Origin of the sequence: Streptomyces sp. NBC_01241, from assembly GCF_041435435.1 — a bacterium.
Classification (GTDB): domain Bacteria; phylum Actinomycetota; class Actinomycetes; order Streptomycetales; family Streptomycetaceae; genus Streptomyces.
Window position 1 is genome coordinate 4879994 of record NZ_CP108494.1, and the last position, 12534, is coordinate 4892527.

At 71.7% G+C, this 12534-nt stretch carries 11 protein-coding genes; 10 read left to right on the top strand and 1 reads right to left on the bottom strand.

Annotated elements, in window-relative coordinates; all coding sequences use genetic code 11:
- Nucleotides 1-114 precede the first annotated feature (114 nt).
- The 10 genes from OG306_RS21805 (at nt 115) to OG306_RS21850 (ending at nt 11289) form a co-directional block, all read left to right on the top strand.
- Nucleotides 115-1074, top strand: a complete 960-nt coding sequence (locus tag OG306_RS21805) for an ABC transporter ATP-binding protein (protein WP_371665574.1) — start codon at nt 115-117, stop codon at nt 1072-1074.
- Nucleotides 1071-2042: an ABC transporter permease gene (locus OG306_RS21810; RefSeq protein ID WP_266747764.1), complete on the top strand. Its 972-nt coding sequence runs from the start codon at nt 1071-1073 to the stop codon at nt 2040-2042. The genes OG306_RS21805 and OG306_RS21810 overlap by 4 nt, the downstream gene beginning before the upstream one ends.
- 45 nt (nt 2043-2087) lie before the next feature.
- Nucleotides 2088-2492, top strand: a complete 405-nt coding sequence (locus OG306_RS21815; RefSeq protein WP_266747765.1) for a GntR family transcriptional regulator — start codon at nt 2088-2090, stop codon at nt 2490-2492.
- A gap of 186 nt (nt 2493-2678) precedes the next feature.
- On the top strand, nt 2679-3467 hold the full coding sequence (locus OG306_RS21820) for a TIGR03084 family metal-binding protein (protein WP_266747766.1): 789 nt from the start codon (nt 2679-2681) through the stop codon (nt 3465-3467).
- A gap of 3 nt (nt 3468-3470) precedes the next feature.
- Nucleotides 3471-5189, top strand: a complete 1719-nt coding sequence (locus OG306_RS21825; protein ID WP_327258916.1) for an acyclic terpene utilization AtuA family protein — start codon at nt 3471-3473, stop codon at nt 5187-5189.
- Nucleotides 5186-6793 (top strand): acyl-CoA carboxylase subunit beta, encoded by a 1608-nt coding sequence (locus OG306_RS21830; protein ID WP_371665575.1) that lies wholly within the window; start codon nt 5186-5188, stop codon nt 6791-6793. Before OG306_RS21825 ends, OG306_RS21830 begins: the two co-directional genes overlap by 4 nt.
- Before the next feature lie 17 nt (nt 6794-6810).
- Nucleotides 6811-8760 (top strand): acetyl/propionyl/methylcrotonyl-CoA carboxylase subunit alpha, encoded by a 1950-nt coding sequence (locus OG306_RS21835; RefSeq protein ID WP_266747769.1) that lies wholly within the window; start codon nt 6811-6813, stop codon nt 8758-8760.
- Nucleotides 8757-9920: an acyl-CoA dehydrogenase family protein gene (locus OG306_RS21840; protein ID WP_266747770.1), complete on the top strand. Its 1164-nt coding sequence runs from the start codon at nt 8757-8759 to the stop codon at nt 9918-9920. Before OG306_RS21835 ends, OG306_RS21840 begins: the two co-directional genes overlap by 4 nt.
- A gap of 47 nt (nt 9921-9967) precedes the next feature.
- Nucleotides 9968-10708, top strand: a complete 741-nt coding sequence (locus OG306_RS21845; protein WP_266905838.1) for an enoyl-CoA hydratase family protein — start codon at nt 9968-9970, stop codon at nt 10706-10708.
- Complete coding sequence (locus OG306_RS21850) at nt 10696-11289, top strand: TetR/AcrR family transcriptional regulator (RefSeq protein WP_371665576.1); 594 nt, start codon at nt 10696-10698, stop codon at nt 11287-11289. The genes OG306_RS21845 and OG306_RS21850 overlap by 13 nt, the downstream gene beginning before the upstream one ends.
- 116 nt (nt 11290-11405) lie before the next feature.
- Here OG306_RS21850 and OG306_RS21855 read toward each other — a convergent pair whose 3' ends face one another.
- Nucleotides 11406-12515 carry a citrate synthase 2 gene (locus tag OG306_RS21855; RefSeq protein WP_266905834.1) on the bottom strand — a complete coding sequence of 370 codons (1110 nt, stop codon included), beginning with the start codon at nt 12513-12515 and terminating at the stop codon, nt 11406-11408.
- Nucleotides 12516-12534: the final 19 nt, after the last annotated feature.

Sequence of the window (12534 nt, forward strand, 5' to 3'; positions counted from 1 at the left end):
ATTGCGGACACCCGCGCCACGATCCGCCGCGGCGGACGCCCGAGGTGGTTTGACAGTCCCTCTCGCACCAGACCATGATTCCATTAATTGAGTAGTGGAATTGAGGCGAAGCGCATGGCAGACGCATTCACTCCGGCAGGTGCAGGTGCAGGTGCAGGTGCTTCGGGCGCCTGGGCGCTGGAGGCCCGCGGACTCGGCAAGCAGTACCGGCGCGGTTGGGCACTGCGTGACTGTTCCTTCCGGCTGCCGGCCGGGCGGATCTGTGGTCTCGTGGGCCCCAACGGCGCTGGAAAGAGCACCCTGTTGGGGATGGTGACACAGCAGATACAGCCGACGCAGGGGGAACTCCGCGTCTTCGGTGTGCCCGTCGACGACCCCGCGGTGATGCCGAGGTTCGCATTCCTCGGGCAGGACAAGCCGCTGTTCAAGAGGTTCACCGTGGCGGAGACGCTGCGGCTGGGTACAGAGTTGAACCCCGGCTGGGACATGGCCGCGGCGGAGCGGATCGTCCGCTCGGGCCAGGTGCCTCTGCACGCCCGGGTCGGCACGCTCTCCGGTGGTCAGCGCACCCGCGTCGCGTTCGCACTCGCCTTCGGCAAGCGGCCCGACCTGCTGCTGCTCGACGAGCCGATGGCCGACCTCGACCCGCTGGCCCGCAACGACATGGGCGCACTGCTGATGTCGGAGGCCGCCGAGCGCGGCACCACGGTGGTGATGTCCTCCCACATGCTCTCCGAGCTGGAGGACATGTGCGACTTCCTGCTGGTCATCTCCGAGGGCAGCTTGCGGATGGCGGGTGACGCCGACGCACTGGTCCCGGCCCACGCGCTGGTGACGGGGTTGCTCACGGACGGGAACCCGGCCGATCTGCTGGCTCCCCACACGGTCATCGAGACCCGTATCCAGGGCCGGCAGTTCCACGCTCTGGTGCGGCCCAACGGCCCTCTGCCGAGCGACTGGGTGGTCGCCGCGCCCAGCCTGGAGGAAGTGCTGCTCGCGTATCTCCGCTCGCCGGACGCACCCTCGCTGTTCACCCCCGGTGCCCGTATCGAGGAAGGGATCCGCACCGCATGAGCACCACCCTGACCGAAGCCTCCCGGACCGGCCGGAAGCCCCGGATCCGTCTGCTGCACGGGCTGAACTGGCTCGTCGTGCGCCAGCACCGCGCCTCGGTGCTCGTCGTGCTCGCGCTGACGGTCCTCGGCGCGCTCTGGATCTTCTACCAGCGCGGCCAGATGCATGACGCGCTCGTGGCGGCCGGCTGGCCGGAGAAGCCCCTCGAACAGTCGATATCCTCAGGGGGGCTCATTCTCACCGTCAACGCCCTGAGCGCGCTCCCCGTGGTCCTCGCGGTCTTCCTCGGGGCCACCCTGATCTCGGCGGACCAGGAGCACGGCACCGCGCAACTGGTGACCACCCAGTCCGTGTCGCGCCGCCGCTGGCTGACCACCAAGCTCTTCTGGTGCTATCTGATGGTCCTCGTCTGCGGCGTGGTCATCTCGGCGCTCTTCACCTGGTGGTGGGAGCCCTATCGTGCCGCGTTCTCCTTCGCGTGGTACACCGGGCCGATCTTCGACAACACCGGTCCGGTACTCCCGGCGCTCTGCCTCTTCCTGACCGCGGCCGGAATCACCATCGGGATGCTGCTGCGTCGCGTCCTCATGTCCATGGTGGTCACGTTCGGCTTCGCCGTCGCCGTGGAAGTCGCCTGGGGCCTGGTGCGCGAATCCCTCGCCTCGCCGCGGTTGATCAACTACCCGTTGAACGCGAATTCCCCGGCCAAGCTCGACCAGATGTACGAGATGGATCGCTGGGTCAGCAACTCCGACGGCCAGCTCTTCGGCTGGGCCCACTGCGGCCTGGAGACCGAGGCGGCCTCCAACGCCTGCCTCAAGGAGAACGGCATCGTCGACAACGTGGTCAAGTACCTGGGGTACGACCAGATGCCGTCCATGCAGTGGACCGGGGCGGGCTTCCTGCTCCTGGGCACGATCGCCCTCACCGCGTTTACCCTGTGGTGGACCTCCCGGCGCCCTCTTTAGGGCATACCACCGCAGGTGCGTATCGTTTCGGCAGTCCCACGGGAGGTGAAGGCAGTGGTCGTGTTCCGCATCGACAGACGCAGCGGAGTGGCGACGTACCTCCAGATCGTGCGGCAGGTCGAACAGGCGCTGCGGATGGGCACTCTGAAGGAGGGGGACCGGCTGCCCACGGCCGCACAGGTCGCGGCGGACACCAAGGTCAACCCCAACACGACGCTCAAGGCGTACCGCGAGCTGGAACGCGCGGGCCTCGCCGAGGTCCGGCAGGGAGCGGGGACCTTCGTCACCCGCTCCCTCGCGCCGGCGCAGGCGGCCTCCGAATCGCCGTTGCGGGCGTCGCTGGCCGGGTGGCTGAACGAGGCACGCTCCCAGGGCCTCAGCAGCCAGGAGGTCCTCGCTCTCTTCGAGTCGGTCCACGCGGCGGTGTATCCGGGCGAGACGGACGGCTGAGCGTCCATCGCGGGTCGGGGTAGGACCATCTGGTTCGAACGTGCCCCGGGTCGCCGACTGATGTGATGGTCGCGCAGGCTGCCGGTGGCCAGGCGAGCCGCGGAAAACAATGCAAGCATGCTTGCTTGTTTATGGACCCGCTGCCATGCTCCTGGGCACACCGCCTTGCCCCGAGGGGAGCGCACCGTGCCCGATGTCGCAGCCGTGATCGACGATCTGCGCGAGGAGAGTCAGGAACTCGACCTGCTCGTACGGGGGTTGAGCGCCGGGCAGTGGGCCGCGCCGACCCCCGCCCACGGCTGGAGCATCGCGCACCAGATCGCCCATCTCACCTGGACCGACGAGGTCGCGCTGCTGGCCGCCACCGACGCCGATGCCTTCGCCGGGGAGGTGGCCAAGGCCATGAAGGCGCCCGAGTCCTTCGTCGACCGGGGTGCCGAGGAGCTGGCGGCGTCGGCGCCCGACGAGCTGCTCGCCCGGTGGCGGAACGGGCGGGCGGGGCTCGAGGCCGTGTTGCGGGATGCTCCGGCCGGGGTTCGTATCCCCTGGTACGGGCCGCCGATGAGCGTCGCATCCATGGCGACCGCCCGGATCATGGAGACCTGGGCGCACGGCCAGGACATCGCCGACGCCCTCGGGGCCGCCAGGACCCCCACCGCCCGGCTGCGGCACGTCGCCCGGATCGGGGTGCGGGCCCGCGACTACGCCTACCGGGTACGCGGCATCAAGGCGCCCGAGGAGGAGTTCCGGGTCGAACTGATGGGCCCTGGCGGGGAGTTGATCGCATTCGGGGCCGAGGGTGCACCGCAGCGCGTCACCGGGCCGCTGGTCGACTTCTGCCTTCTCGTCACCCAGCGCGCCCACCGCGACGACCTCGCCGTCCGGGCCACCGGACCCGACGCCGACCGGTGGCTCGACATCGCCCAGGCGTTCGCCGGACCCGCCGGACCGGGCCGCGCACCCCGGGGGGAGTGAGGAGTGACCGGGCAGGTCCTGCGGATCGGCAACGCCTCCGGGTTCTACGGCGACCGTTTCGACGCCGTGCGCGAGATGCTCACCGGCGGCCCCCTCGACATCCTCACCGGGGACTACCTCGCCGAGCTGACCATGCTCATCCTCGCCCGGAGCCGGCTCAAGGACCCCGCGCGCGGGTACGCCACCACCTTCCTGCGCCAGCTCGAAGAGGGCCTCGGGCTCGCCCACGAGCGAGGGGTGCGGATCGTCACCAACGCCGGCGGGCTCAACCCGGCCGGACTCGCCGACGCCGTACGGGAGCTGGCGCGGAAGGTGGGCGTGCCCGTGCGGGTCGCCCATGTGGAGGGCGACAGCCTCCCCGTACCCGAGGGGTACCTCACCGCCCACGCCTACCTCGGCGGCGCCGGAATCGCCGCCTGCCTCACCGCGGGCGCCGACGTCGTCGTCACCGGGCGGGTCACCGACGCCGCCCTCGTCACCGGGCCCGCCGCCGCCCGCTTCGGCTGGGGGCCCGACGACCACGACGCGCTCGCCGGGGCCGTCGTCGCCGGACACGTACTGGAGTGCGGCACCCAGGCCACCGGGGGGAACTACTCGTTCTTCCGCGACCACGACCTGCGGCGGCCCGGCTTCCCCGTCGCCGAGATCCACGCCGACGGCTCGTCCGTCATCACCAAGCACGACGGCACCGGCGGCGTCGTCGACCTCGGCACCGTCACCGCCCAACTGCTGTACGAGACCGGCGGCGCCCGGTACGCCGGACCCGATGTCACCGCCCGGCTCGACACCGTACGGCTGACCCAGGACGGACCCGACCGGGTACGGATCTCCGGCGTACGCGGCGAGGCCCCGCCGCCCACCCTCAAGGTCGGCCTGAACCGGCTCGGCGGCTGGCGCAACGAGGTCGTCTTCGTCCTCACCGGGCTCGACATCGAGGCCAAGGCACGGCTGGTGCGGGACCAGTTCGCGGATGCGCTCGCCCGCTCCGGCGCCGAACCCGAGGAGGTGCGGTGGGAGCTGTCCCGGACCGACCGGGCCGACGCCGGCACCGAGGAGAGCGCGAGCGCGCTGCTCCGGCTCGTTGTCCGCGACCAGGATCCGGAGGCCGTCGGACGCGCGGTCTCCGGCGTCGCCGTCGAGCTGGCGCTCGGCAGCTACCCGGGCTTCCATGTCACCGCCCCGCCCGGAAAGGGCGCACCGTACGGGGTGTTCGAGGCGCGGTACGTACCGGCCGGCGAGGTCCCGCACATCGCCGTGCTCCCCGACGGGCGGCGACTGAGTCCGACACCTCACGCGACGACGCAGCCGCTCCGGGACGCCGAGGAACCGCCGCTGCCCGCACCCCTGCCGGACCCCGGCCCCACCCGGCCCGCCCCGCTCGGCCGGATCGCGGGCGCCCGCAGCGGCGACAAGGGCGGCGACGCCAACGTGGGCGTGTGGGCCGTCGACGACGACGCCTGGCGGTGGCTGGCCCACGAGCTGACCGTCGAACGGTTCCGGGAGCTGCTGCCGGAGACCGCCGCCCTCACCGTCGTACGCCACCTCCTGCCGAACCTGCGCGCGCTGAACTTCACCGTCCACGGGCTGCTCGGCGAGGGCGTCGCCGCCCAGCACCGGTTCGACCCGCAGGCCAAGGCGGTGGGGGAGTGGCTGCGCTCCCGGCACCTGCCCATTCCCGTATCGCTGCTGGAGACCGTCCACGCACCGGAGGCGCACGCATGACCGTCCTGCCCACCGCGCTCGACACCGCGAGCCCCGAATACGCCGCGAACCGCACGGTCATGCTCGCGAAACTCGACGAACTGGCAGCCGAACACACCAAGGCGCAGGCCGGCGGCGGGGACAAGTACGTCGCACGGCACCGCTCGCGCGGCAAGCTCCTGGCCCGTGAGCGGATCGAGCTGCTGATCGACGAGGACACCCCGTTCCTGGAACTCTCGCCGCTCGCCGCCTGGGGCAGCGAGGCCCCCGGGTACACAGTCGGCGCCTCGCTCGTCACCGGGATCGGAGTGGTGTCGGGCGTCGAGTGCCTGATCACCGCCAACGACCCGACCGTACGCGGCGGCGCCTCCAACCCCTGGACCCTGAAGAAGGCCCTGCGGGCGAACGAGATCGCCTTCGCCAACCGACTGCCCTGCGTCAGTCTCGTCGAGTCGGGCGGCGCCGACCTCCCCTCGCAGAAGGAGATCTTCATCCCCGGCGGGGCGCTGTTCCGCGACATCACCCGGCTGTCCGCGGCCGGCATCCCGACCGTGGCCGTCGTCTTCGGGAACTCGACCGCCGGTGGGGCGTACGTCCCCGGCATGTCCGACCACACCGTCATGATCAAGGAACGGTCCAAGGTCTTCCTCGGCGGACCGCCCCTGGTGAAGATGGCGACCGGTGAGGAGAGCGACGACGAATCGCTCGGCGGCGCCGAGATGCACGCCCGCACCTCCGGTCTCGCCGACCACTTCGCCATCGACGAACAGGACGCGCTGCGCCGGGCCCGCCGGATCGTCGCCCGCCTCAACTGGCGCAAGGCACACGCCGATACGGGCCCCGCACAGCCGCCGAAGTACGACGAGGACGAGCTGATCGGCATCGTGCCCGGCGACCTGAAGGTGCCTTTCGACCCCTGCGAGGTCATCGCCCGGCTCGTCGACGGCTCCGACTTCGACGCGTTCAAACCGCTGTACGGGACCAGCCTGGTGACCGGCTGGGCGAGGCTCCACGGCTATCCCGTCGGCATCCTCGCCAACGCGCAAGGGGTGCTGTTCAGCGAGGAGTCGCAGAAGGCCGCCCAGTTCATCCAGCTCGCCAACCAGCGCGACATCCCGCTGCTCTTCCTCCACAACACCACCGGCTACATGGTCGGCAAGGAGTACGAGCAGGGCGGCATCATCAAGCACGGCGCGATGATGATCAACGCGGTGTCGAACTCGAAGGTCCCGCACCTGTCCGTGCTGATGGGCGCCTCGTACGGAGCCGGGCACTACGGCATGTGCGGCCGGGCGTACGACCCGCGCTTCCTTTTCGCCTGGCCCAGCAGCAAGTCCGCCGTCATGGGTCCGCAGCAGCTCGCCGGGGTGCTCTCCATCGTCGCCCGCGCCTCCGCCGTCGCCAAGGGCCGGCCCTACGACGACGAGGCCGACGCCGGGCTGCGGGAGATGGTCGAGCAGCAGATCGAGTCCGAGTCGCTGCCGATGTTCCTGTCCGGGCGGCTGTACGACGACGGGGTCATCGACCCGCGCGACACCAGGACCGTCCTCGGGATGTGCCTGTCCGCGATCCACACCGCCCCGGTCGAAGGCGCCCGCGGCGGCTTCGGAATCTTCCGGATGTGAGGCGAGGGATGACGGAGATGATCTCCACACTGCTTGTCGCCAACCGGGGCGAGATCGCCTGCCGGATCTTCCGCACCTGCCGTGCGCTCGGCATCGCCACCGTCGCGGTGTACTCCGACGCGGACGCCGACGCGCTCCACGTACGGGAGGCCGACATCGCCGTACGGCTGCCCGGCGCCGCCCCGGCCGACACCTATCTCCGCGGCGACCTCGTCGTACGCGCCGCGCACGCGGCGGGCGCCGACGCCGTCCACCCCGGCTACGGCTTCCTCTCCGAGAACGCCGGATTCGCCCGCGCCGTGCAGGACGCCGGCCTCGTCTGGGTCGGCCCGCCGGTCAAGGCCATCGAGCTGATGGCGTCCAAGACCCGCGCCAAGGAACTGATGGCCGCCGCCGGGGTGCCGCTGCTCGCTCCCGTCGACCCGGAACGGGCCACCGCCGACGACCTGCCGCTGCTGCTCAAGGCGGCGGCGGGCGGCGGCGGGCGCGGGATGCGGGTCGTACGCGAACTCGCCGATCTGCCGGCCGAGGTGACGGCGGCCACGGCCGAGGCGACCGCCGCGTTCGGGGACGGCGAGGTCTTCGCCGAGCCGTACGTGGAACGCGGCCGGCACGTCGAGGTCCAGGTCATGGCCGACGGGCACGGCGGGGTCTGGGCGCTCGGCACCCGCGACTGCTCCCTCCAGCGACGCCACCAGAAGGTCGTCGAGGAAGCCCCCGCACCCGGTCTCGACGACGCACTGCGGACCCGGCTGCACGACGCCGCCGTGGCCGCCGCACAGGCCGTCGGCTACCGGGGCGCGGGCACCGTCGAATTCCTCCTCGCCGCCGACGGGCGCCCGTACTTCCTGGAGATGAACACCCGCCTCCAGGTCGAACACCCCGTCACCGAAACGGTCTTCGGACTCGACCTCGTCGCCCTCCAGCTCCGCATCGCCGAAGGCGAACCGCTGCCCGCCACTGCACCCCCCGCACCGCACGGCCACGCCGTCGAGGCCCGCCTCTACGCCGAAGACCCCGCCCGCGACTGGCAGCCGCAGACCGGAGCACTGCACACGCTCCACATACCCGAGGAACCCGGACTGCGCCTGGACACCGGCTACACCGGCGGCGACACCATCGGCGTGCACTACGACCCCATGCTCGCCAAGGTCGTCGCCCACGCCCCCACCCGCACCGAAGCCGTACGCCTCCTCGCCCGCGCCCTGGAACGCGCCCGCATCCACGGCCCGGTCACCAACCGCGACCTGCTCGTACGGTCCCTGCGCCACCCCGACTTCCTCGCCGCCCGCCTCGACACCGGCTTCTACGACCGCCACCTGGACACCCTCACCCCGTCCCCGGACGAGGCCGCATCACGCCTCGCCGCCCTGGCTGCCGCGCTCGCCGACGCCGCCGCCCGGCAGCACGGCCCCGGACCGGGCACCGTCCGCCTCGGCGCCTGGCGCAACATCTCCTCGCAGCCCCGGACCAAGCGCTACCGCGCCGAACCCGACGGCACCGAACACGAGGCCGCCTACCGCACCACCCGCACCGGCCCCGTCCCCGGGACCGGAGAACGCGTCGTCGCCGCCGGGCCCGACCGCGTCACCCTCGAAACCGGCGGCGTCACCCGGCACTTCGACATCGCCGTCCACGGCGACAAGGTGTACGTGGACACCGCCACCGGCTCGTACACCTTCACCGCCCTGCCCCGCTTCACCGACCCCACCGACCGGGCCGAACCCGGCTCCCTGCTCGCCCCCATGCCCGGCACCGTCGTCCGCGTCGCCGACGGCCTCACCGCCGGGATGGCGGTCACGGCCGGACAGCCCCTGATCTGGCTGGAGGCGATGAAGATGGAACACCGCATGCTCGCCCCCGCCTCCGGCACCCTCACCGCGCTCCATGCCGCACCCGGCCTCCAGGTGGAGGTCGGCGCCCTGCTCGCCGTAGTGCACGACGTACAGGAGGAACCGAAGCAATGAGCACCGTCCTCGAAACCGAAGAGCACCAGGCCCTGCGCGCCGCCGTCGCCGCACTCGGAAAGCGCTACGGACGCGACTACATGACCTCCGTCGTCCGCGACGGCGCCCACCCGCGCGAACTGTGGACCGAGGCCGCCAGGCTCGGCTACCTCGGCGTGAACCTCCCCGAGGAGTACGGCGGCGGAGGCGGCGGCATGGCCGAACTCTCCATAGTCCTGGAGGAGTTGGGGGCCGCCGGCAGTCCGCTGCTCATGATGGTGGTCTCCCCGGCGATCTGCGGCACCGTCATCGCCCGCTTCGGCACCGACAGCCAGAAACAGCAGTGGCTCCCCGGCCTCGCCGACGGCAGCCTCACCATGGCCTTCGGCATCACCGAACCCGACGCCGGATCCAACTCCCACCGCATCACCACCACCGCCCGCAAGGACGGCGACGACTGGCTGCTCACCGGCCGCAAGGTCTTCGTCTCCGGCGTCGACATCGCCGACGCCACCCTCATCGTCGGCCGCACCGAGGACGCCAGGTCCGGCAGGCTCAAGCCCTGCCTCTTCATCGTCCCCCGCGACGCCCCGGGCTTCGGCCGCTCGCAGATCGACATGGAACTCCAGGCCCCGGAGAAGCAGTTCGAGCTGGTCCTCGACGACGTACGGCTGCCCGCCGACGCCCTGGTCGGAGGGGGAGAGGACGCCGGACTCCTCCAGCTCTTCGCCGGGCTCAACCCCGAACGCATCATGACCGCCGCGTTCGGCATCGGCATGGGCCGCTACGCCCTCGACCGCGCCGTGGACTACGCGAAGACCCGCCAGGTGTGGAAGGAACCCATCGGTTCCCACCAGGCCATCGCCCACCCCCTCGCCCAGGCCCACATCGAACTGGAACTGGCCCGGCTGATGATGCAGAAGGCCGCCCTGCTCTACGACGACGGCGACGACATCGGCGCGGGCGAGGCCGCCAACATGGCGAAGTACGCGGCCGGCGAAGCCTGCGTCAAGGCCGTCGACCAGGCCGTGCACACCCTCGGCGGCAACGGCCTCACCCGCGAGTACGGCCTCGCGTCCCTGATCACCGCCGCCCGCGTCGCCCGGATCGCCCCCGTCAGCCGGGAAATGATCCTGAACTACGTCTCCCACCAGTCCCTGGGGCTGCCCAAGTCGTACTGACGCGTGCCCACGCGGAACCGCCCGGGCTCGAAAGACAGGACCCGCACATGACGTCGCCGCTCGCCGCCCCCGTCCACGACCGGGGCATCACCACCCTCACCCTCGACTCGCCGGCCAACCGCAACGCACTCTCCGCACGGCTGGTCGGCGCACTGTCCACCGCCCTGGAGGCGTGCGCGGCCGACGACGCCGTACGGGCCGTCGTCCTCACCCACACCGGCAACACCTTCTGCGCGGGCGCCGACCTCGCCGCACCGCCCGACCCGCACGCCCTCGTCGCCCTGATGCGGCAGATCGTCGCCCTGCCCAAGCCCGTCGTCGCCCGGGTCACCGGACACGTACGGGCGGGCGGCCTCGGCCTGCTCGGCGCCTGCGACATCTCCGCGGCCGGCCCCGAAGCCTCCTTCGCGCTCACCGAATCCCGGCTCGGCCTCGCCCCCGCCGTCATCTCCCTGCCGCTGCTGCCCCGCACCGACCCGCGCGCCGCCGCTCGCTACTACCTCACCGGAGAACGCTTCGACGCTGCCGAAGCCGCCCGCATCGGCCTGATCACACTCGCCGCCGAGGAGGTGGACAAGGGCCTCGTCCCCGTCCTGGACGGGCTGCGCAAGGCGTCACCTCAGGGGCTGGCGGCATCGAAGGAGCTGGTCACGGCTACTGTGCTGGAAAGCTTCGACCAGCACGCCGAAGACCTCATCGCCCGCTCGGCAGCCCTCTTCGCCTCCGCCGAGGCCCGGGAAGGAATGACGGCCTTCCTCGAACGACGGGACCCCGCATGGGAGTTGTGACGCCCCCCACCGACCGGACCCCCAAGCAGGACCGTAGCCGGGCCACCCGTCGCCGGCTTCTCGAAGCCGCCGTCGCCTGCCTCGCCGAACACGGCTGGGCGGGCTCCACGGTCTCCGTCGTCGCCGAACGCGCGGGCGTCTCGCGCGGCGCCGCCCAGCACCACTTCCCGACTCGCGAGGACCTGTTCACCGCGGCCGTCGAATACGTCGCCGAGGAACGCTCCGCCGCCCTGCGCGCCCTGCCCGTCCAGGGCCGAATGGCCGTCGTCGCCGCCCTCGTCGACCTCTACACGGGCCCGCTCTTCCGCGCGGCACTCCAGCTCTGGGTCGCCGCGTCCAACGAGGAACAACTCCGCCCCCGCGTCACCGAACTCGAAGCCCGCGTCGGCCGAGAGACCCACCGCATCGCCGTCGAACTCCTCGCCGCCGACGAGACGCGGCCCGGCGTACGCGAAACCGTCCAGGGCCTCCTGGACATGGCCCGCGGCCTCGGTCTGGCCAACGTACTCACCGACGACACCGCCCGGCGCCGACGGGTCGTGACGCAGTGGGCGGCACTGCTGGACGACGCACTCGGCTGAGCCCGACAGTCCGAGCCCGACAGTCCGATTCCGCGTCCGGGACCGGGACCGGCCCCCGGTCGGCCAGGACCCCGGCCGGACCCGGACCTCACGCCACGGGGCCAGGCCGGCCGGTCTCAGTTCCGCAGGTCCGTGATCTGCTCGTACCCCTCGATCTCCCGGGGATCACGCGCCCCGGGCCCGACATACCGCGCCGAAGGCCGCACCAGGCGCCCCGTCCGCTTCTGCTCCAGGATGTGCGCCGACCAGCCCGCCGTACGCGCGCACGAGAACATCGACGTGAACATGTGCGCCGGAACCTCCGCGAAGTCCAGCATGATCGCCGCCCAGAACTCCACGTTCGTCGCCAGCACCCGGTCCGGGCGCCGCGCGTGCAGCTCCTCCAGCGCGGCCTTCTCCAGCGCCAGCGCCACCTCGAAGCGCGGCGCACCCAACTCCTCGGCCGTACGCCGCAGAACGCGCGCCCGGGGGTCCTCCGCCCGGTAGACCCGGTGCCCGAATCCCATCAGCCGCTCACCCTTGTCCAGGGCTTTGCGCACGTACGCGGTGGCGTCCCCGGTGCGCTCGATCTCCTCGATCATGCCGAGGACCCGGGACGGCGCACCCCCGTGCAGCGGCCCCGACATCGCGCCCACCGCGCCCGACAGCGCCGCCGCCACATCGGCGCCGGTCGACGCGATGACACGGGCCGTGAACGTGGACGCGTTCATTCCGTGCTCGGCGGCCGACGTCCAGTACGCGTCGACGGCCTTGACGTGCCGGGGATCCGGCTCGCCGCGCCAGCGGATCATGAACCTTTCGACCACGGACTGCGCCTTGTCGATCTCGCTCTGCGGAACCATCGGCAGCCCCTGCCCGCGCGCCGACTGGGCGACGTAGGACAGCGCCATCACCGCGGCCCGCGCCAGATCGTTGCGCGCCCTCGCCTCGTCGATGTCGAGCAGCGGCCGGAGGCCCCAGACGGGAGCGAGCATCGCCAGCGCGGACTGCACATCGACCCGGATGTCACCCGAGTGCACCGGGATCGGGAACGGCTCGGCGGGCGGCAGACCGGGGTTGAAGGCCCCGTCGACCAGCAGACCCCAGACATTTCCGAACGACACACGGCCGACGAGATCCTCGATGTCGACGCCCCGGTAACGGAGCGAACCGCCTTCCTTGTCCGGTTCGGCGATCTCCGTCTCGAACGCGACGACTCCCTCTAGTCCCGGTACGAAGTCGGACATGGCGGCTCCCTCGGTCGGC

Coding starts and splice junctions, on each gene's coding strand:
- OG306_RS21845 (WP_266905838.1), top strand. CDS start 9,968: ATGACGTCGCCGCTCGCCGCCCCCGTCCACGACCGGGGCATCACCACC.
- OG306_RS21850 (WP_371665576.1), top strand. CDS start 10,696: ATGGGAGTTGTGACGCCCCCCACCGACCGGACCCCCAAGCAGGACCGT.
- OG306_RS21855 (WP_266905834.1), bottom strand. CDS start 12,515: ATGTCCGACTTCGTACCGGGACTAGAGGGAGTCGTCGCGTTCGAGACG.
- OG306_RS21805 (WP_371665574.1), top strand. CDS start 115: ATGGCAGACGCATTCACTCCGGCAGGTGCAGGTGCAGGTGCAGGTGCT.
- OG306_RS21830 (WP_371665575.1), top strand. CDS start 5,186: ATGACCGTCCTGCCCACCGCGCTCGACACCGCGAGCCCCGAATACGCC.
- OG306_RS21840 (WP_266747770.1), top strand. CDS start 8,757: ATGAGCACCGTCCTCGAAACCGAAGAGCACCAGGCCCTGCGCGCCGCC.
- OG306_RS21810 (WP_266747764.1), top strand. CDS start 1,071: ATGAGCACCACCCTGACCGAAGCCTCCCGGACCGGCCGGAAGCCCCGG.
- OG306_RS21835 (WP_266747769.1), top strand. CDS start 6,811: ATGATCTCCACACTGCTTGTCGCCAACCGGGGCGAGATCGCCTGCCGG.